Annotated in this window: 17 protein-coding genes; 10 read left to right on the top strand and 7 right to left on the bottom strand. The window is 65.5% G+C overall.

Annotation, left to right across the window (positions count from 1 at the left end; genetic code table 11):
* Window positions 1-156 precede the first annotated feature (156 nt).
* The 3 genes from AC1ROT_RS06845 to AC1ROT_RS06835 all read left to right on the top strand — a co-directional run bounded on the left by AC1ROT_RS06845 (window position 157) and on the right by AC1ROT_RS06835 (window position 3,854).
* On the top strand, window positions 157-1,623 hold the full coding sequence (locus AC1ROT_RS06845) for a M81 family metallopeptidase (RefSeq protein ID WP_492997951.1): 1,467 nt from the start codon (window positions 157-159) through the stop codon (window positions 1,621-1,623).
* Between the two features lie 25 nt (window positions 1,624-1,648).
* A complete protein-coding gene (locus tag AC1ROT_RS06840; RefSeq protein WP_492997950.1) occupies window positions 1,649-3,196 on the top strand; it encodes a gamma-glutamyltransferase family protein in 1,548 nt (515 codons plus the stop codon).
* Between the two features lie 100 nt (window positions 3,197-3,296).
* Window positions 3,297-3,854, top strand: coding sequence for a VUT family protein (locus AC1ROT_RS06835; RefSeq protein WP_492969412.1), 558 nt, complete (start codon window positions 3,297-3,299; stop codon window positions 3,852-3,854).
* Here AC1ROT_RS06835 and queC read toward each other — a convergent pair.
* The 4 genes from queC to AC1ROT_RS06815 form a co-directional block, all read right to left on the bottom strand.
* Window positions 3,851-4,564: a 7-cyano-7-deazaguanine synthase QueC gene (queC, locus tag AC1ROT_RS06830; RefSeq protein WP_492969413.1), complete on the bottom strand. Its 714-nt coding sequence runs from the start codon at window positions 4,562-4,564 to the stop codon at window positions 3,851-3,853. The two genes, AC1ROT_RS06835 and queC, sit on opposite strands and share 4 nt — an antisense overlap.
* Window positions 4,565-4,584: 20 nt before the next feature.
* On the bottom strand, window positions 4,585-7,191 hold the full coding sequence (locus AC1ROT_RS06825; RefSeq protein ID WP_492997948.1) for a TRAP transporter permease: 2,607 nt from the start codon (window positions 7,189-7,191) through the stop codon (window positions 4,585-4,587).
* 119 nt (window positions 7,192-7,310) lie between these two features.
* On the bottom strand, window positions 7,311-8,285 hold the full coding sequence (locus AC1ROT_RS06820) for a TAXI family TRAP transporter solute-binding subunit (RefSeq protein ID WP_492969415.1): 975 nt from the start codon (window positions 8,283-8,285) through the stop codon (window positions 7,311-7,313).
* A gap of 247 nt (window positions 8,286-8,532) precedes the next feature.
* Window positions 8,533-9,456, bottom strand: coding sequence for a LysR family transcriptional regulator (locus AC1ROT_RS06815; protein WP_492969416.1), 924 nt, complete (start codon window positions 9,454-9,456; stop codon window positions 8,533-8,535).
* A gap of 191 nt (window positions 9,457-9,647) precedes the next feature.
* Here AC1ROT_RS06815 and AC1ROT_RS06810 point away from each other — a divergent pair, with 191 nt between their 5' ends.
* Window positions 9,648-10,907, top strand: coding sequence for a D-amino acid dehydrogenase (locus tag AC1ROT_RS06810; RefSeq protein ID WP_492997946.1), 1,260 nt, complete (start codon window positions 9,648-9,650; stop codon window positions 10,905-10,907).
* Here the strand turns inward: AC1ROT_RS06810 and AC1ROT_RS06805 are convergent.
* Genes AC1ROT_RS06805 through AC1ROT_RS06795 form a run of 3 tightly spaced genes read right to left on the bottom strand, consistent with a single transcriptional unit; the run spans window position 10,904 to window position 14,001 of the window.
* A complete protein-coding gene (locus AC1ROT_RS06805) occupies window positions 10,904-11,758 on the bottom strand; it encodes a beta-keto acid cleavage family enzyme (protein ID WP_492997944.1) in 855 nt (284 codons plus the stop codon). The two genes, AC1ROT_RS06810 and AC1ROT_RS06805, sit on opposite strands and share 4 nt — an antisense overlap.
* Window positions 11,758-13,092 (bottom strand): aspartate aminotransferase family protein, encoded by a 1,335-nt coding sequence (locus AC1ROT_RS06800; protein ID WP_492997942.1) that lies wholly within the window; start codon window positions 13,090-13,092, stop codon window positions 11,758-11,760. Before AC1ROT_RS06800 ends, AC1ROT_RS06805 begins: the two co-directional genes overlap by 1 nt.
* 3 nt (window positions 13,093-13,095) lie before the next feature.
* Entirely contained in the window at window positions 13,096-14,001 is a 906-nt protein-coding gene (locus AC1ROT_RS06795) for a MurR/RpiR family transcriptional regulator (protein WP_492997941.1), read from the bottom strand.
* 169 nt (window positions 14,002-14,170) lie between these two features.
* Between AC1ROT_RS06795 and AC1ROT_RS06790 the strand changes: the two genes are divergently transcribed.
* From AC1ROT_RS06790 to AC1ROT_RS06765, 6 genes are all read left to right on the top strand, one after another.
* Complete coding sequence (locus tag AC1ROT_RS06790; protein ID WP_492969421.1) at window positions 14,171-15,085, top strand: LysR family transcriptional regulator; 915 nt, start codon at window positions 14,171-14,173, stop codon at window positions 15,083-15,085.
* Window positions 15,086-15,184: 99 nt separating this feature from the next.
* Window positions 15,185-15,988, top strand: coding sequence for a putative hydro-lyase (locus AC1ROT_RS06785; RefSeq protein ID WP_492969422.1), 804 nt, complete (start codon window positions 15,185-15,187; stop codon window positions 15,986-15,988).
* A gap of 25 nt (window positions 15,989-16,013) precedes the next feature.
* Window positions 16,014-17,090, top strand: a complete 1,077-nt coding sequence (locus tag AC1ROT_RS06780; protein WP_492969423.1) for a TRAP transporter substrate-binding protein — start codon at window positions 16,014-16,016, stop codon at window positions 17,088-17,090.
* Between the two features lie 8 nt (window positions 17,091-17,098).
* Window positions 17,099-17,740 carry a TRAP transporter small permease subunit gene (locus tag AC1ROT_RS06775; protein WP_492969424.1) on the top strand — a complete coding sequence of 214 codons (642 nt, stop codon included), beginning with the start codon at window positions 17,099-17,101 and terminating at the stop codon, window positions 17,738-17,740.
* On the top strand, window positions 17,740-19,107 hold the full coding sequence (locus AC1ROT_RS06770) for a TRAP transporter large permease (RefSeq protein ID WP_492969425.1): 1,368 nt from the start codon (window positions 17,740-17,742) through the stop codon (window positions 19,105-19,107). Before AC1ROT_RS06775 ends, AC1ROT_RS06770 begins: the two co-directional genes overlap by 1 nt.
* A 12-nt stretch (window positions 19,108-19,119) precedes the next feature.
* Window positions 19,120-19,800, top strand: a complete 681-nt coding sequence (locus tag AC1ROT_RS06765; RefSeq protein ID WP_492969426.1) for a DUF2848 domain-containing protein — start codon at window positions 19,120-19,122, stop codon at window positions 19,798-19,800.
* Window positions 19,801-19,802: the final 2 nt, after the last annotated feature.

Raw genomic sequence — 19,802 nt, 5'->3', positions numbered from 1 at the left:
AGGGAGTCTTTGCCGATTGTTGAGGCACTCCCCGTAATGCCCTTTCGCTGTGCAGCATGCCTGTTGCCATGGCGGCCTTTGTATAACCAGGAGACATTGGTCCATGACGAAGACTCGTGACGGTTCCGGGATTTGCCGCAAACGGGAGAACGCCTGATGAAAGTCTTCATCGCCTGTCTCGGCACCGAGACCAACACCTTCTCGCCGCTGCCCACGGCCGAGGAAGGCTTCCGGGAATGGATGCTGTACCGCGGCGATGCAACCAAACGGCCGGAAAACCTGTTCTCGGCCCCGTTGCATGTCTGGCGCCGCAATGCCGAGGCCCAGCAGGCCCAGGTGGCGGAAAGCCTCTCGGCCTTCGCCCAGCCGGCCGGAATCACCGTGCGCAAGGTTTACGAGGGCTTCCGCGACGAAATCCTGGACGATCTGAAAGCTGCCATGCCGGTCGACATTGTGCTGTTCAGCATGCATGGCGCCATGGTGGCCGATGGGTATGACGACTGCGAAGGCGACCTGCTGGAACAGGCGCGGCAGATCGTCGGGCCCAAGGCCGCCGTCGGCGCCGAGCTGGATCTGCATTGCTCGATCACGGAAAAGATGCTGCAGAATGCCGATGCGCTGATCACCTTCAAGGAATATCCCCATATCGACAGCAAGGAGCGGGCTCAGGAGCTCTACGATATCCTGCTGGCCAAGCATCAGGGCACGGCGAAGCCGGTGATGGCGGTGTTCGATACCCGCATGATCAACCTGTGGCGCACGCCGCTGGAGCCGATGACCTCCTTTGTCAGCGAAATGAAGGCGCAGGAAGGCAAGGACGGTATCCTTTCCGTCTCCTTCGCCCATGGCTTCCCGATGCAGGACGTGCCCGACGCCACCGCCAAGATGATCGTCATCGCCGATGGCGATGCCGCCAGGGCCGCAGCCACCGCGGAGCGCTTCGGTAAAAAGATCTGGAGCCTGCGTGAACAGACGGCGGCGCAGAATCTCAGCATCGATGCGGCGCTGGATCGCGCCACGGCGGCCACGGCGAAGCGCCCGGTGGTGCTGGCCGATGTGACCGACAATCCCGGCGGCGGTGCTGCCGGCGATGCCACCTTCATCCTACGCCGCATCATCGAACGCGGCATCGGGAATGTGGTGAGCGGCCTGTACTGGGATCCGATGGCGGTGCGCTTCTGCCGTGATGCCGGGGAAGGCGCCACCTTCGCATTGCGGCTCGGCGGCAAATGCGGGCCGACCTCGGGCGATCCGCTCGATCTGACGGTGACGGTCAAGCGTATCATCACCGATGGCATGCAGCCGGCCCTGAGCGGCGCGGTGCCGATTGGCGATGCGGTCTGGGTGCAGCTGGCGGGCGATATCGATCTGGTGCTGATTTCCACGCGCACGCAGACCTTCCATCCCGGCGCGTTCGAGCAGTTCGGCATCGATGTGAAGGCCAAGGCGATCATCGTGGTGAAATCGACCCAGCATTTCCATGCCGGCTTCGCGCCGATTGCGGGCGAGATCCTGCATGTGGAAGCGCCGGGCGCCATGCGCTCGGACTTTGCCGATATCCCGTTCCAGAAGGTGCGCGGACCCTACTGGCCGCGCGTCGCCGATCCCTTCGCCGCCGAGTAATTTCTAAAAACGGAAGAGTCTCGCCATGTCCTCGAATCTCAATCGTACCCTGCAGTTCCGCAAATCCGCGGCCAGCAGCCGTCGCGGCGTTGTCGCGGCCCAGAACCAGAAGGCGGCCGATGTGGGCGCCGAGGTGCTGCGCGCCGGTGGCAACGCCATCGACGCCGCGGTCGCCACCTCCTTCGCGCTCGGCGTGCTGGAGCCATGGATGAGCGGTGTTGGCGGCATCGGCTATATGCAGGTCTGGGATGCGAAGGCAAAAAAGGCACATGTGATCGATTTCAGTGCGATCAGTGCGTCCGGGCTCGATCCGGCCGACTACCCGCTGGCGGGCGGCCAGGATGACAGCATGTTCGGCTGGCCGAGCGTGCTGGAGGACCGTAACATCTACGGCTATTCCTCGATGGCCGTGCCCGGCGTGGTCGACGGCATGCGGCTGGCGCTCGAAACCTTTGGCACCCGCAGTTGGGCCGAACTGCTGGCGCCGGCCATCGCGCTGGCACAGCGCGGCATGGAAGCCGACTGGTTCCTCAGCCTGCAGGTTACCGGCGCGGCGCGCAACCTCATCAAGTCGCCGGCGGCGAAGGCGGTCTTCCTCGCCGATGGCCTGCCGCCCAGCGCCGAAGCCGGCGGCTATCTGAAAAACGATGCCCTGCATGCCACGCTGGAGCGTCTGGCCAAGGCCGGCGCGCGCGACTTTTACGAGGGTGAGCTGGCGAAGAGCATCCTTGCCGATCTGGCAGCCGGCGGTTCGAAGATTTCCGCCGCCGATCTGAGCGGCTATCGCGCCCGGCTGCTTGAGCCGCTGCGGTATGAGTATGGCGGCAAGACCGTGCTGCTGCCGCCCAATCTCACCGCCGGTCCGTCCCTGCGCGACGCCTTCGAAGTCGCCGGGCCGAAGCTCGACCGCAAGGGCCTGAGCGCCCAGAGCTATGTCGCCTATATCGAGGGCCTGACGGCGGCCTACGAGAAGCGGCTGGCCGGCATGGGCGATGCCGATAATGGCAAAAGCTGCACCAGCAATTTCTGCATCGTCGATGGCGATGGCAACATGGTGGCGGTGACGCAAACGCTACTGGCCGCTTTCGGCAGCTGCACCATGCTGCCGGCCAGCGGCATCACCATGAACAACGGCATCATGTGGTTCGATACCCGGCCGGGCAATCCCAATTCGATCGGCGCCGGCAAGCGTCCCTTGAGCAACATGCTGCCCACCCTGGTGCTCGATAACGGCAGGCCCTGGCTTGCGGTCGGCGCTTCCGGCGGTCGCCGCATCATGCCGGCGGTCATGCAGATCATTTCCTTCCTGGTCGATTACGGCATGCCGCTGGAGGCTGCGTTCCATCAGCCGCGCATCGATGCCAGCGTGATGGGGCAGCCTTGGTACGATCCGCAGCATGACCAGGGCGTGCAGGAGGCCGTGAAGGCGCGCTTCCCCGGCGCGGTGCCGAAACGCCGCGATCCGCTGCCGCTGCATTACGCCTGTCCGGCGGCCGTGATGTTCGGGGCCGACGGCCTCTGCAGCGGCATGGTCGAGATCGCCCAGCCCTGGGCCAGTGTTTCGGCCGCCTGAGGAAAAGATCAGGCGGATCAAAGGCTAATCCGGCCGGACTTGCCTCCGGCCGGGGCTGGCCGTATATCCCGCCGCGCGTTTTCATTCAGGGACCAGGATCATGGATCGCCAGCGTTTCGAGGGCTTTGCCTATCTCGCCGCCTTTATCGCCTGCGTGCCGGCGGCCAACTGGCTGATCGGCAATGTCGGTACTGTCTGCATCCCGAAAGGGCCCTGCCTGATCCCGGTGGCGCCCTTCGGTATCACGGCGCCCAGCGGTGTGCTGATGATCGGCCTGGCGCTGGTGCTGCGCGATCTGGTGCAGCGCCGCCTGGGCAAGGGCTGGACACTCGGCGCGATTATCGTGGGTGCGGCGCTCTCCGGTCTGGTGGCGCCGCCCGCGCTGGTGGCGGCGAGCGTTGCCGCCTTCCTGCTGTCCGAACTGGCCGATTTCGCCGTCTACACGCCGCTGCAGAAGCGCGGCCTGATCCGCGCCGTGCTGCTGTCCAGCCTGGTCGGGCTCTGTGTCGATTCCGTGGTCTTCCTGCAGCTTGCCTTCGGCAGCCTCGATTATCTCGGCGGCCAGATCATCGGCAAGCTGTGGATGGTGCTGCTCAGCATTCCGGTGATCCGGCTGCTGCGCGACCGCGACCAGCGGCTGGGCATCGCGGCGGCCTAAACGCCGCGTTTCGCCTTCATGTCAGCGATGGCCTGCAGCCAGTAATCGGCATCCTCGTACTGCGTCGGGTCGGGCACATCGGCCAGATGGAAGGCTTCGCGCCGTTCCACGCAGGTACCGCAGCGGCCGCAATGTCTTTCGCCGCCCTTGTAGCAGCTCCAGGTCAGGTCATAAGGCACGCCGAGCCGTGACCCTTCGGCGACGATGCCGGCCTTGTCGGTACCGGTGAAAGGCGCGTAAAGCTCGATCTCCCACATGTCTTCCAGTGCGCAGTCCTGCATGGCGCGGAAGGCATCGACGAAAGCCGGACGGCAGTCGGGATAGATGAAATGGTCGCCACTATGCACGGCGATGCCGACGGCCTCGGCCTTGGCGCCGGCGGCGATGCCGAAGGCGATGCTCAGCATGATGGCGTTGCGGTTGGGCACCACGGTGGACTTCATGTTGTCCTGGGCATAGTGCCCGTCCGGCACCGCATCGCCGCCGCTGATCAGCGACGAGGAGGTGAGGAAACGGCCCAGCCCGGCGATATCCACCACGTCATGGCGTGCGCCCAGTTCGGCGGCGATCCGTGCGGCATGTTCGATCTCGCGGCGATGGCGCTGGCCATAGTCGAAAGAAATGAGGCGGTCGAGCTTGCGCTCGACCGCCACTTTGTAGGCCAGGGTGACGCTATCGATGCCACCCGAACAGAGAATGACGGTCTTCATGGGACCGTTTTTTACGCCGATCAGGCGGCTTGCGCCACTCCCTGATCGATCCGGCGGCGGCGGATCTGCCACAGGATGATCAGGCCGTAGAGCAGAATGGCCGGCGCTGCGACCCAGTAGGGATTGGGGCGCGGATTGGGCACCTTCACCCCGATCACCGCGTTGCCGGCGCGCACCTGCAGCTTGGCGGCTTCCGAACTCGGCCGCACCGAGCCGACGACGAAGCGGTCGCCCTGCTGGGTCACGGCGATGCCGGCGGCCTGCAGTTTCTCGGCCGCCGTGGTGCCGCTGGCCAGATTCAGGCGGATCGACTTCTCGACATCGTCGCCATCGCGATCCTGCGCCAGCAGGCGGAAGCGCACGGCATCGCCGGCCGGGGTCCGGTCGACCACCTGCAGGAACTGGGCGGCCGGCACATCCTGGTACGGCGGGATGATCTGATCCATCCAGTAATTCGGCCGCAGTAAGGTGAAGCAGACCAGCAGCAGCAGGATCACTTCCGCCCAGCTGCATTTGGTCAGCAGCCAGCGCTGGGTGGCCGCCACGAAGGCGCCCATGGCGATGGTGGCGCAGATGACCACGACGAGGAATTCGCCCACGCCGCCCACATCGATCATCAGCAACTGGGTGTTGAAGATGAACATGAAGGGCAGCACGGCAGTGCGTGATTCATAGATCGTCGCCTGCCAGCCCACCTTCATCGGGTCGGCGCCGGCAATCGCGCCGGCGGCATAGGCGGCCAGGCCCACCGGCGGCGAGACGTCGGCCATCAGGCCGAAGTAGAAGACGAACATATGCACGGCGATCAGCGGCACGATCAGGTCGTTCAGCTGGGCGATTTCCACCACCACCGGCGCCATCAGCGTGGCGACGACGACATAGCTGGCCGTGGTCGGCAGGCCGGTGCCCAGCACGATGTTGATGACAGCCACCAGCATCAGCATGATGACGAAGTTGCCGGCCGAGAGGAACTCGACCACTTCCACCAGCACGAGGCCGATGCCGGTCAGCGTCACGGTGCCGACGATGATGCCGGCGGCTGCGGTGGCGATGCCGACAGCAGCCATGTTGCGGCCGCCGGTTTCCAGACCGCTGACAAAATCGGTCCAGCCCTGTTTCCAGCGCGCCGCCATCTCGCCTTCCTTGCGGAAGAACGCGGTCAGCGGATGCTGGGTCAGCACCACGGCCGCCATGGCCACGCAGCCCCAGAAGGCCGACAGGCCGGGCGACAGTTCCTCGATCATCAGGCACCAGATCAGCACCCCGACCGGCAGCAGGTAATGCAGGCCGGTGCGCGCCGTCTCGAAGAAATCGGGCACGGTGACCAGGGGCTGGGTCGGATCGTCGATCGGCAGGTCCGGGTTCTTGGCGCGCAGGCGCACCAGGCCGGCATAGGCGATCACCAGCAGCACCAGGGCGATCCAGGTGGCGGCGCCGCCGAAGACGTCGACCATCCAGCCCAGGCCGTATTTGACGATGCCGCAGAGGATGATGAAGCCGCAGATCGTCATCAGGCCGCGCAGGGCCGATGCCGCGATGCTGCGCGTGCGGGTGAGCGGAATGCCCTTCATGCCGGCCTTCATCGCCTCGATATCGACGATGTAGAACAGCGCGCCGTAGGTCATGATCGCCGGCAGGAAGGCATGCTTCACCACCTGCGAATAGGGGATGCCGACATATTCAGCCATGATGAAGGCGGCGGCGCCCATCACCGGCGGCATCAGCTGTCCGTTGACGCCGGCGGCCGATTCAATGGCGGCGGCCTGCACCGGCTTGTAGCCGACGCGTTTCATCAGCGGGATGGTGAAGGTGCCGGTGGTCACCACATTGGCGACCGACGAGCCCGAGATCATGCCGGTCAGGCCCGACGACACCACGCCGGCCTTGGCCGGGCCGCCACGGAACTGGCCGAGCAGCGAGAAGGCGACCTGGATGAAATAGTTGCCGGCGCCGGCTTTCTCCAGCAGCGCGCCGAACAGCACGAACAGGAAGATGAAAGCGGTGGAAACGCCGAGCGCCACGCCGAAGACGCCTTCGGTGGTAAGCCAGAACTGCGAGGCCGCACGGTTCAGGGACGCGCCCTTGTGCGAGATCATCTCGGGCAGCCAGGGGCCGGTGAAGACATAGACCAGCAGGATGATGCAGGTGATCGGCATCCAGATGCCGTCGGCGCGGCGTGAGGCCTCCAGCAGCACCAGCACGCCGATCACCGATACCGTGATGTCGGCCGGCGTCGGCAGGCCGGGCCGGGTGGCCAGGGCGCGGTAGAACACGACGAGATAGAGCACGGCGGCAATCGACAGGCCGATGAAGATCCAGTCATAGGCCGGGATGCGGTCGCGCGGCGCTTTGGCGCTGGCCGGATAGGCGGCGAAGGCGAGGAACAGCGCGAAGGCGAGATGGATGCAGCGCGCTTCGGTGTCGTTGAAGATGCCGATATGGAAGATGAAGGGCAGCGGCGAGGCATACCACAACTGGAACAGCGACCAGGCGATGGCGGTGAAGGCGATGGCTTTGGTGACGATCGGGCCGGGATGGCGGCCGCCGCGGTCTGCCATCTCGACGAGCGCGTCGAGATCGACATTCTGCGGGATGTTTTCGCCCGCACCTTGGGATTTGCTAGTCATGGTAACTCACCGGATTGTGGATTTTGTGCCGCCCGTGGGCGGGATGACGGCTGCCTGCCGTCATAGAGAATGGGCGGCCCGGCCGATATTGGTGGCAGGGCCGCCCATCGCAGGCCGGATTACATCCAGCCCTTCTCCTTGTAGTACTTCACCGCGCCGTCATGCAGCGGGGCCGAATTGCCGTCCTTGATCATCGCCTTCGGGTCGAGGGCGGCGAAGGCCGGATGCAGCTTCTTGAACTCTTCGAAATTCTCGAAGGTGGCCTTGACCAGCTGGTACACGGTCTCGGTGTCGACCTTGGACGACGAGACCAGGGTGGCCAGCACGCCGTAGGTGGTAGTCGCCTGCGGGTTGTTGCTGTACAGGCCGGCCGGGATGGTGGCCTTGGCATAGTACGAATTGGCAGCAACCAGCTTGTCGACGGCCGGGCCCGTGATCGAGACCAGCTTGGCGCCGCAGCTCGTGGTCGGGTCCTGGATGTTGGCCGAGGGATGGCCGACGCCGTAGAAGAAGCCGTCGATCTTGTTGTCGCACAGCGCCGGGCCATGCTCATCAGCCTTCAGCTCGGAGGCGAGCGCAAAGTCGCTGAGCTTCCAGCCCAGGGCGCCGATGAACTCTTCCAGCGAGTTGCGGGTGCCCGAACCGGGATTGCCCACGTTGAAGCGCTTGCCCTTGAAGTCCTCGAACTTGGTGATGTTGGCTTCCTTGCGGGCCAGCACCGTGAAGGGCTCCGGATGCAGCGAGAAGACCGAGCGCAGTTCCTTGAATTCGCCGGCATCCTTGAACGGGCCGACGCCCTTCAGCGCCTGGTAATGCACGTCCGACTGGGCGGCGCCGAAATCGAGCTCGCCACCCTTGATGGTGTTGATGTTGTAGCCCGAGCCGCCGGTCGATTCGACCGAACAACGGATGCCGTGGACCTTGCGGTCCTTGTTGAGCAGGCGGCAGATCGCGCCGCCGGCAGCGTAGTACACGCCGGTCACGCCGCCGGTGCCGATGGTGACGAACTTCTGCTGCGCCATGCCGGCGCCCGGCAGGGCGGCCAGCAGGGCGGCGCCGAGCGCACCCATCGCAAGCTTGTTAGCAAACTGCATGATCACTTCTCCTCCGTAGGAAGCAGTCGCCGAGATTGGCGACTGCCGTAATGAGCCGTTGAATGCCGCATGATGGCGGCGGGATCGGACAGATGCGGAGCGCTCATGTCGGCCCGGCTGCACCCCGTTGCAGCCCTGGCCCGCTCCGCGCACCGCCCTGTGATAGCGGAAAGCCTGTCGGTTCCGCCATGCGTATCGGTGCCTGTCCCATAACCCAGTGGTATGGATACCGGCAGGGCCGGTCCCGTCAAGCCCGTTGTGGCCGTTTTGCCGCTGCCAGTGCGGCTGAAACGCTTTTTTCGGTCTGTGCCAAAAGGGCTATGAACTTGCGCGCCAGCACCGAGGCGGGCTGGTGTTTGGCGCGAATCGCCTGCACCGAAAAGCCGATGACCGGCTGCAGCGGACGGGCCGTTACCAGGGCCGGATCATGGGCGGCGGCGGTATACTGGTCGACGATGGCGGCGCCGGCGCCGCGGGAAACCAGGGAAAGTGCGATCTGGTTGGTTTTGACCTCGACAATCGGCCGCAATTCCACATCCGAGAGCTTGACCGCGGCGCCGAAGGCGGCGCCCAGCGGATCGTCGCTGCGCAGGCCGATGAAGGGATGCCGGCGGAACCAGTCGATCTTCACCGTCGGCGTCAACTGCGGTTCCATCGCCTTGGGGAAAATCCCGTAGAACTGCGCCGCCGCCAGGGTCTGGATGTCCAGGCCGGGATGCGGCTGCACGTCGAAGCCGATCCCTAGGTCCACCTCATGGTTCAGCACGACCCGCACCAGGTCGGCATATTGCCGTGTCTCCACCTCGAAACTGACATCGGCATGCTTCTGGCGGAATTTGGTGATCGCCAGCGGGATCAGGTCGATGCACAGCGCCGGAGCCGCGGCGATGCGCAGATGCCCGGTGGTGGCGGCGCCCAGGTTGCGCGAGAGTTTGCGCAGGTTGTCCAGGCCGCTGATGATGCGCTCGCTTTCGGCATGCAGCACCTGGCCCTCGCGTGTCGGCAGCAGGCGGCCTTTCACGCGGTCGAACAGGCGATAGCCGAGCTGGTCCTCGGCGCGCAGCAGCAGGCGGGTGGCGGCGGGCTGCGAGATATTCAGCAGCTTGGCCGCCGCCGTGATCGTGCCGGTCAGCATGATGGCGTGGAAGACTTCGAGATGGCGGAGTTGCATGTCTGATCCGGCGTGTGTGCGAGGCGCACTGTAGCGACACTGTAGCGCTGCGGTGAATTTTCCCCAAGGGTTGGCATAACCCAATGTTATGGACCATGCCTGCAACGGCAGTGGCGACGATGCCCTCTGCGCGCCTAGCTTGTACGGGACGTTCGCCGCATCTCCCCGCGGCGGCGCAATCGGAGTCTGGCATGAACATCGTGGTGATCGGCTCGGGCGTGGTGGGCATGACGACCGCCTGGCGCCTCGCCCGCGACGGCCATCGCGTCACCGTGGTCGATCGTGCGCCGGCAACCGCCCAGGGCGCGAGCCATGCCAATGGCGCCCAGCTCAGCTATTCCTATGTCGCGCCGCTGGCGGCGCCGTCGGTGTGGTTCGATCTGCCGAAATACCTGTTCGGCCGCAGCTCGCCGGTGCGTTTCCGCCCGACGCTGGAGCTGTTCCAGTATCGCTGGCTGCTGAAATTCATGGCCGCCTGCAACCGGCAGGAGGCTTACGCCACCACCGACAAGCTGCTGCGGCTGGCATATTTAAGTCGTGACGTGCTGCATGCCGCCAACGACATCCATGGCCTAGATTTCGTCTGGAACCGCGCCGGCAAGCTGGTGCTGCAGGGCGATGCGGCCGGCCTCGATGGCGCCCGCGCGCAGGTCGACTACCAGAGCCGCCTTGGCAGCGTGCAGCAGGTGCTGGACCGCGATGCCTGCCTCGCCGTCGAACCGGCGCTGAAAAGCATCGCGCATCGCATCCATGGCGGCGTCTACACGCCCAGCGAGGAAGCCGGCGATCCCTATCGCCTGTGCATGGGCATCGAAAGCCTGCTCACCGGCGACAACAGTGGCGTGACCTTCGTCTACGGCGCCCGGGTGCGCCGCCTGCTGCGCGCCGGCCACCGCCTGCTCGGCGTGGAAACCACCGACGGCAATGTGCTGGAGGCCGATGCCTATGTGCTGGCCGCCGGCGTCGCCAGCCGGCGCCTGGGTCTCACCGCCGGCCTCGATCTGCCGATCTACCCGATCAAGGGCTACAGCCTGTCGCTGCCGATTGCGCGCGACGATGCCGCCCCGCGGGTTTCGATCACCGATACCGACCACAAGGTGGTTTATGCCCGGCTGGGTGAAAAACTGCGGGTGGCCGGCATGGCCGATATCGTCGGCATGAATGACAGCATCGACCCGAGCCGTCTCAACCAGCTGGTCAAGCAGGCGCGCGAGACCTTTCCCGCCGCCTCCACCTGGCAGCAGATGGAGCCGTGGACCGGCCTGCGCCCGGCGACGCCCAAGGGTCTGCCGATCCTGAACGGCAGCGGCATCGACAACCTGCTGCTCAATGTCGGCCATGGCGCGCTCGGCTTCACGCTGGCCTTCGGATCGGCCGAAGTGATCGCGGCCTCGCTTGCCGGCCGGCCCGCGCCGGTGCCGCTGGACGATTTCGCGCTGAGCGCTGCCTAACGCAGATTCTGCAGGTAATGCCGCGCCGTTGCCGCATCGGCAATGCTGCGGCCCATCACGCCGGCATGAGTCACCGTCTGGCGTACCAGCGCGCCATTGTCCGGCGCCGGTGTGCCGTCGCTGAGCAGCGTGTTGTTCTCGAAGCCGATACGGGCATGGCCGTTCAGCGCCAGCGCCGCCAGCGCGCAGGCCGATTCCTTCGGCCCGAAGGCGCAGACCGCGAATTCGCCGTCGCTCGCCGTCCAGTCATGCATGAAGGGCAGCAGGTCGCTCGGTTCCGAACGCTGGCCGGCGGTATAACGGCCGAGCACGAACAGCACGAAATGCTTGCTCCCCGGAATGATGCCGCGCGCCTTCAGCTCGTGAAAGCGCTGCACGTCATCGGCGGCATAGAGGATGTACTGCATCATCACGCCGGCCTTGTAGAGTTCGGCCAGGAAAGCAGCGCCCTCGGCCTCGGCGGTTTCATCCGGCAGGATCTCGCGCACGGCGAGGCTGCAGGCCTCCGGCATCAGTGCCCGCATCGCCGCCATCTGTTCCTGGCGGTTATAGACGCCGGCGGCTTCCGAGGTCGCCTGGATGATGATCTCTTCGCCGGCCTCGCGCCGCACCGCCTTGATGGCGGCGCGGTAGAGGTCGGCATCCAGCGAATGCTTGCCGCTGGCCGGTTCCCGCACATGCAGGTGGATCATGGATGCGCCGGCCTCCAGGCATTGCGCGGCGCAAACGCCCAGTTCGTCGGCGCTCAGCGGCACCGCCGGATGGTCGGCCTTCAGCTTGCGCGCCCCGTTGGGGGCCACGGCGATGACGGCCGGCGCCAGCACGGCCGGAACGATCGGCAGGCCGGACATCAGGCCACCGCCTTCAGCGAGACGTCGACGGCCTCGCCCAGCTTTTCGACGATCAGGTCGATATCGGCACTGGTGCAGATGAAGGGCGGGGCGAGCAGCACGTGGTCGCCATGCAGGCCGTCGATGGTGCCGCCCATCGGATAGACCATCAGGCCCAGCTTCATGGCTTCCTGCTTGATGCGGGCATGCAGCTTCTTCGCCGGCTCGAAGGTCGCCTTGCTGGCGCGGTCCTGCACCAGTTCGATGGCCTGGAACAGGCCGCGGCCGCGGATATCGCCGACATGGCGGTGGTTGCCGAAGCGGTCCTGCAGGCGGTCCATCAGATATGCGCCCATGGCTTTCACATTGTCCAGCAGATGGTCGCGTTCGATCACCTGCTGCACGGCCAGGGCCGCGGCGCAGGCCATCGGATGGCCCAGATAGGTATGGCCATGCTGGAAGAAGCCGGAGCCGTTCTTGAACGCATCGAAGATATGCTGGCCCAGCAGGATGGCGCCGATCGGCTGGTAGCCGCCGCCCAGGCCCTTGGCGATGGTCATGATGTCGGGCGCGATGCCGTCCTGCTCGCAGGCATGCAGCGTGCCGGTGCGGCCCATGCCGCACATCACTTCATCGAGGATTAGCAGCACGCCATACTGGTCGCAGATCTCGCGGATGCGCTTGAAGTAGCCGGGCGCAGCCGTGACGGCGCCCAGCGTCGCACCCACCACCGGTTCGGCGACGAAGGCGATCACGCTGTCCTTGCCCAGCTCCAGGATCTTGGCTTCCAGCTCGTTGGCGGCGCGCAGGCCGTAGGCTTCCGCCGTCTCGTTATCGCGGCGGTCGCGATACTCAAAACACGGCGCGATATGATGCGCCTCGATCAGCATCGGGGCGAACTGCTGGCGGCGCCAGGCATTGCCGCCCACCGACAAAGCGCCGACCGTGTTGCCGTGATAGCTCTGGCGCCGCGCGATGAAATGCTTGCGCTGCGGCTCGCCGCGTTCGACGTGATACTGCCGTGCCATTTTCAGCGCTGCCTCGATGGCCTCCGAACCGCCCGACACGTAATAGACATGGCTGATGCCCTTGGGTGCCGTCTCGATCAGGCGGTCGGCCAGCTTTTCGGCCGGCTCGGTGGTGAAGAAGCTGGTATGGGCGAAGGCCAGTTTGTCGGCCTGCTCATGCATGGCGCGCGTGATGTCGGGATGGCCATGGCCCAGGCAGCTCACCGCGGCGCCGCCCGAGGCATCGATATACTGCTTGCCGCTGGCGTCGATGATGCGGATGCCTTCGCCGCCGACGGCGACCGGATAGGCATGGTTGATGCTGCGATGGAGAATACGGCTCGGCATGACTTACGACTTTCTGCTGCGGGACGGTTTGCGGGACCAGTAGGTGGAAAAGGCGCCGAGCTGGTGCTCGGCATTGGCGATGGCCTCCAGGGCCGTGTTGCCGGCCCGCGCCGCCACCAGCGCGATCAGGCTTTCGGCTACAGCAAAGGCAGGCGTGACGGCATGGAAGAAGGAGGGCGTGTCGGTCGGCACCAGGATGGCGTGGCGCGCACGCGCGGCAATCGGCGAGACCCGGCTGTCGGTGATCGCCACGATCTGGCAGCCGCGTTCGGCGGCATATTGCATGCGTTCGATGGTGGCGGTGGCATAGGGCGCCACGCTGGTGACCAGCAGCACGTCCTGGCTGCCGGCATGGCGCAGGGCATCGATGCCGGTATCGCCGGCGCCGTCCAGCAGCAGGCCGTTGTCGCGGAACAGGCCGTAGACATACTGCGCCTGGAAGGCCACGGCGTAGCAGGAGCGCAGGCCGAGGAAATACACCCGACGCGCCCGATCGATCAGGGCGGCGGCGGCGATCAGGCTGGCGATGCCGGCCTCGTCATGGCTGGCGGCGATATGCTCGGCCATGGCCCAGCCGATCTGGGCGGCCAGCTTGGCCTCGCCGCTCTGCTGCTGGCGCTGCTGCAACTGTCCGGCCTTGGCGCTGAAGCCGGCACCCGCCGGGGCCGGGCCGCGCCGCAGCGCCGCGGCCTGCAGGTCCCGGAAGGCGGCGTAATCGGCAAAGCCGAGCTGGCGCGCGAGGCGCGTCATGGTCACCGCCGGCACGCCGGCACGGCGGGCCTGCTCGCGCATCGACAGCAGCGCCACATCGTCGGGATGCTCCAGCACGAAGCGCGCCGCCGTCTGCAACTGCGGCGGCAGGCCGGAAAAGGCGGCGGCAATGCGGTCGGCAAGCGAGGACGGGGCCATGGGGCGGCATTCAACCGTGCTTCGGCCGGCCTTGCAACAAGTGATTCATAAATTAACAAATTGAAACATTCGTTGCAGTGCGGCAGGCCGGGCGGGGCTTGCCCAGACGCTTGCCTTGGCCCGATAAGCCGCGCTTATAGTATTTTCCGGTTTCCATCGGAATATCATCATGGCCGACCTGCGCAATCTCGAAACCTTCGTCTGGGTCGCCCATCTCGGCGGCTTCCGCTCCGCGGCCGAGAAACTCAATACGACGCAGCCGGCGGTGTCGCAGCGCATCGCCCTGCTGGAAGCCGAATTCGGCGTGCGGCTGTTCGACCGCGAGCCACGCGGCGTGGCGCTGACGGCCAAGGGCAACGAATTGCTGCCCTATGCCGAACGCATGCTGCAGTTGCATGCCGACCTGCTGCATGCGGCGCGCGAGAAGAAGGCGATGCGCGGCATCGTGCGCCTCGGCGTGGCTGAGACCATCGTGCATACCTGGCTGTCGAAACTGATCGAACGCATGCATGCGGTCTATCCGGCGCTGACGCTCGAGATCGAGGTCGATACCTCGCCGCTGTTGCGCGAACGCCTGCTGTCGCATCAGCTCGACATCGCCTTCGTGCTCGGACCGATCAGCGAACCGCGCATGAAAAACGTGGCTTTATCGAGTTATCCGCTGGCCTGGATCGCCAGTCCGTCGCTCGATCTGGGCGCCGAGCCGGTGCCGCTGGCAACCCTGGCGCGCTGGCCGATCATCACCTATCCGCGCAACACCCGGCCCTATATCATCATCCGCGAAATGATGACGCGGTCCGACATGCCAGCCCTGCGCATGTATGGCAACGCGTCGCTCTCCACCATCGTGCGCATGACGCTCGACGGCATCGGCATCTCGGCGATTCCGCCGCTGATCATCCGCCGCGAGCTGCAGGAAAAACGCCTGCGCGTGGTGAAGGCCGAACAGAATCTGCCCGATCTGAACTTCCATGCCTGTTATCCGGTCAAACCCGACAGCTATCTGGCCGAAGCGGTGACCGAGATCGCCCGCGAGATGGCGGCGGCCGAGGCGAAGCGGCGCGAAAAAAGGCTGCGAGCCTGATTTTTAACCGATAAGAATTTCTTATCGGCTGCCATCGGAACTCCCGATTGGACAGTCATGCACCCGTCATGATGCGATGATCGCGGACTGGAGGGGTGCATGAACGCCATTGCGTCAGGGACAATCTATGCCAGCGGCCGCGAGGCCCGGCAGGCCATTCGCCGCGGCGACCATCGCGGTCCCACCGCCGGCATCGCGCCGGGTTTCGTGCAGGGCAACCTGGCCATCCTGCCGCGGACGCTGGCCGACGACTTCTTCCGCTTCTGCCAGTTCAACCCCAAGCCCTGTCCGCTGCTGGCCGTGTCCGAGCCCGGCTCGCCGCGTCTGCCGGTGCTGGGCGATGACCTCGACATCCGCACCGACATCCCGCTCTATCGCGTCTGGCGCGACGGCAAACTGGTCGAGGAAGTGCCCGACCTGAAAGCCGTGTGGCGCGACGATCTGGTGGCGTTCCTGATCGGCTGCTCGTTTTCCTTCGAAGAGGCGCTGATCGAGGATGGCATCCCGCTGCGCCACATTGCCGCCGGCACCAATGTGCCGATGTACCGCACCAATATCCCCACCACGGCGGCCGGCCCGTTCCAGGGTCCGCTGGTGGTCTCCATGCGGCCGCTGAAGCCGGCCGATGCGATCCGCGCCGTGCAGATCACCTCGCGCTTCCCCGCCGTGCATGGCGCGCCGGTGCATCTGGGCAAGCCCGAACTGCTCGGCATCAAGGATCTGGCGAAACCCGATTACGGCGATCCGGTCGAGGTGAAGGATGATGAACTGCCGGTCTTCTGGGCCTGCGGCGTCACCCCGCAGTCGGTGATCGCCACCGTGAAGCCGGACTTCTGCATCACCCATGCGCCGGGGCACATGCTGGTGACCGATCTCAAGAACAGTCGTTTAGCGATTCTGTAATCTGTCCATCCAACAGGGGGTAATGATGACGATGAAGACTCTGCTGACTGCGGTCAGCCTGCTGGCAGCCACGGCTGCCACCTCGCCCGTTCTGGCCCAGGCCCTGCCGGCCGGCCCGAAAGTGTCGATCACCATGGCGACCCAGCCGGGTCCGGCCCTGCCGCAATACAGCAAGGTCGATGTGCCGATGCTGAAGGAAGGCGTGCCGGTCAAGAGCGGCGGCCGCATCGAGATCAAGCTGGCGAGCTGGCCGGAAATGAACCTCAACGGCCCCGAGATCATCCGTCTCGTGCGCGCCGGCCAGGTCGATATCGGCGCCGCCCCGCTCGCCACGGTCTCGGGCGACGTGCCGTTCCTGGATGGGGCCGATCTCGCCGGCCTCAATCCCACCATCGAACAGGCCCGCAAGGTGGTCGATGCGCTGGTGCCGCTGGCCAACCGCGAGCTGGAGCGTTTCAACACCCGCATCATCGCGGTCTATCCCTTCCCGGCACAGGTGCTGTTCTGCCGCACGCCGGTCACCTCGCTGGCCGAGCTGAAGGGCAAGAAGGTCCGCACCAATGGCGGCTCGATGAACGACTTCATGAACCATATCGGCGCCCAGCCGGTCGCCATCGGCTTCCCGGAAGTCTACGGCGCGCTGGAGCGCGGCGTGGCTGACTGTGCGATCACCGGCACGTCGTCCGGTAACGGTGCGAAGTGGTATGAAGTGGCCAAGCACATGTACACGCTGCCGCTCAGCTGGTCGACCTCGGCCTACATGGTCAATGTGCAGTGGTGGAACAAGCTCGATCCCGCCGTGCGCGACTTCATGGCCAAGACCATGAAGGAAGTGGAAGACGCCCAGTGGAAGCTCGGCGTGGAAGCCACCGAAGACGGCATCGCCTGCAACAGCGGCAATGCTGCCGGCTGCAAGATCGGCACGCTGGTGACCAATGCGCCGATGACCATCGTGCGCGAGAAGCCGGCCGACGTGGCCCTGCTGCGCCAGGCTGTCGGCGATGCCGTGCTGCCCGCCTGGGTCAAGCGCTGCGGCGAACGTTGCGGCAAGGTCTACGAGCAGGTGATCCAGCCGATCACCGGCGTCGCGCTCAAGCCCTGAGTTTACGCGTGACCGCCACTCCTCCGGCGGCTGGCGCCGCTGCGGCTTCTGCCGCAGCGGCCGCCAGGCTCCGCCGCCTGATCGAAGTCGCCTGCCGCTGGATGAATTACACCGCCGGCTGGGTCTTCGTCTTCTGCGCGCTCTTCGTCACCTTCGACGTGCTGGCGCGCGCCTTCCTCGGATTCTCCTCACAGTCGACCACCGAGCTGACCGGCTACATGCTGGCGTTTGGCATCGCCTGGGGCCTGCCGCATGCGCTGGCCACCCGCAACCATGTCCGCATCGACATGATCCTGAACAAGGTGCCGCTGCGCGGCCGCCAGTATCTGCATCTCTTCGCGCTCACGCTGCTCGGCGTGCTGGCCGGATTCTTGAGCTTCGGCGCCATCGAGCTGGTGCAGGAAAGCCTCGATTTCGGCGCCACCGACAACAGCCTGCTGCGCACGCCGCTGGCGCTGCCGCAGGGCCTGTGGGCCGTCGGCATCGTGGTCTTTTTCCTCCTGATCGTCGCCATGCTGGTCGAGACGCTGCTGCTGATCCTGGCCGGCCAGGCCGAAGCCGTCGATCGCCTGCTCGGTCCGCGCACCTATACCGAAGAGGCGGCCGAGGCGCTCGAAGCCGTCGCCGTCAGCCGTCAGGACGTGAAATAATGATTGCCGTTGTCTTCCTGCTGATCCTGCTCGGCATCACCGTTGCCAGCGCGCTGACCGGCGGCGGCAGCGCCCCGGTCGCCGAAATCATCCTGCTGGTCGGCGTGATGTGCACCTTCTTCGGCTCCGGCGTCTATATCGGCGCAGCGCTCGGCGCGCTCGGCCTTCTGGCCGGCTTTGCGTTCTCGGACCGGCCATTCTGGAATTTCCTCGGCCAGATGACCTGGGGCCCGAGCAGCAGCTTCGTGCTGGTCGCCGTGCCGCTGTTCCTGCTGATGGGCGAAATCCTGCTGCGCGCAGGATTATCCGATAAGCTCTATCGCGCGCTCAATGTCTGGCTCAACCGCCTGCCCGGCGGGCTGCTGCATACCAACATCGCCGCCAGCGCCATCTTTTCGGCGATCTCCGGCTCCAGCGTGGCGACGGCCGCCACCATGGGCTCGGTGGCGCTGCCGTTTTTCAAGAACACAAAATACAGCCCGAAGATGGTTCTGGGCTCGCTCGCCGCCGGTGGCGCGCTCGGTAATCTCATTCCGCCGGGCATCACCTTCATCATCTACGGCCTGATCACCGAAACCTCGGTCGGCGCGCTGTATATCGCCGCGCTCGGTCCCAGCCTGCTGGTGGTGGTGCTGTTCATCGGGCTGATCGTCATCCATGGCCTGCGCCATCCGATTGCGCCCGAAGGTCCGGCGATTCCGCTCAGCGTCAAGATTGCCAGCCTGAAGGACCTGGTGCCCACCGCGCTGCTGATCCTGCTGGTGCTGGGCACCATTTATGCCGGCATCGCCACGCCCACCGAGGCCGCAGCCCTCGGTGTCACCGGTGCGCTGTTGTTTGCCCTGGTCGGCGGCAAGCTGACGCTCAAGATGATCCATGACTCGGCCGAGGCGACCGCGCGCACCACGGCCATGATCGGGCTCATTCTCTTTGGCGCCTATCTGCTCAACTTCATCCTCACCAGTCTGCGCGTGCCGCAGATGATGGCGGATACGGTGGCCGGCCTGCCGCTGCCGGGCTGGGCGATCATCGCGCTGATTATCGGCTTCTACCTGGCGCTCGGCACCTTCATGGAGGGCTTCTCCATGATCCTGACCACCATCCCCATCGTCTTCCCGATCGTGAAGGCGCTGGGCTACGATCCGATCTGGTTCGGCGTCATCGTCACCATGCTGGTCGAGATCGCCATGATCAGCCCGCCCGACGGCACCGTGCTGTACGTATTGCAGGGCATGAGACCAGACCGGGGGCCGATCAGCGACGTCTTCTCCGGCGTGCTGCCCTTCATGCTCGTCTATATCTTCGCCATCGTGCTGATGATGGTCTGGCCGGGCATCGCGCTCTGGCTGCCGGCGCAGTTTAACTGAGGAATACCGCGTATGCTCACCTTCGACCGCTTCTGGCAGGACCGCCGCGACCGCGTGGCCGTGCAGATCGACACGCTGATCGTCGCCGGCTGGGCCGGCCGCGATGCCCATGCCATCGAGCATCATATCGAGGAACTGGCCGCCATAGGCGTGCCGCGTCCCAGCAGCGTGCCGCTGTTCTACCGCATCGGCACCGGCCAGCTCAGCCAGACCACGCATCTGCAGGTGCTGGGCCCGGATACCTCGGGCGAGGTCGAGCCGGTTGTCGTGTCTCTGGCTGATGGCCTCTGGGTCACGGTCGGTTCCGACCATACCGACCGCAAGGCGGAATCGATGGGTGTGGCGCTGTCCAAGCAGCTCTGCTCGAAAGTGGTCGGCACCGGCCTGTGGCGCTATGACGATGTGGCAAAGCACTGGGACAGCCTGATCCTGCGCGCCTGGGCCACCATCGACGGTCAGCGCGTGCTCTATCAGGAAGGCGCGGTATCGGGTCTGCGCAGTCCCGACGACCTGATGACCCGCTATCGCAACGAAGCCATGCTGCCGCCCGGCACGCTGATGTTCGGCGGCACGCTGGGCGCCATCGGCGGCATCCGGCCCAGTTCGCGCTTCGAGATCGAGCTGGAAGACCCGGTGCTGAAGCGCAAGCTGTCACATGCCTATGATGTGGAAGCGCTGCCTGTTGTCGCCTGAGC

The organism is Ferrovibrio sp. GW821-FHT12E11, from assembly GCF_058806975.1.
The sequence above is the reverse complement of the archived record's forward strand: the minus strand, read 5'-3'. Positions and strand labels throughout refer to the sequence as shown.